The organism is Streptomyces bicolor, assembly GCF_000719285.1.
GTDB lineage: Bacteria > Actinomycetota > Actinomycetes > Streptomycetales > Streptomycetaceae > Streptomyces > Streptomyces bicolor.
The window spans coordinates 1-348 of the sequence record NZ_JOFS01000129.1 but is presented as its reverse complement, the minus strand read 5'-3'; the positions used below and the strand labels follow the sequence as shown (position 1 = coordinate 348).

Sequence of the window (348 nt, the reverse complement as noted above, 5' to 3'; positions counted from 1 at the left end):
CGCAGCCGCTCGGGAACGGCTTGGCGGTCCATCAGCGGGTAGGCCGTGACCCACAGCGGCCTGCCGGTGCGGATACGCTCGACATCGACCGCCTCGTCGACCAGCCCTTCGAGCAAGGCCAGCCGGCGTTTGAGCGCCACGATGCGCGGTCCGAAGCGCCGCAGCTGGTGCGCTGTGCTCTCTACGGCGACGCCCGCAGCGTCCAGCGGCAGTCCCCAGTCTTCGGACGGCGCGACTCCCATCCGAGTGGAAAAGCGTTCCCAGAATCGCGCCAGCTGTTCGACGCCGTGGAAGAACGTCTCCTCGCTGGCAAGAACAGCGCCGTTGAGTGCGCCGATGCTCGTGCCG

Annotated in this window: 1 protein-coding gene; it reads right to left on the bottom strand. The window is 68.7% G+C overall.

Annotated features, from left to right (window positions below; translation table 11 throughout):
- On the bottom strand, window positions 1–348 hold a 348-nt coding region (locus IF78_RS0142955; protein WP_031488216.1), incomplete at both ends, for a patatin-like phospholipase family protein.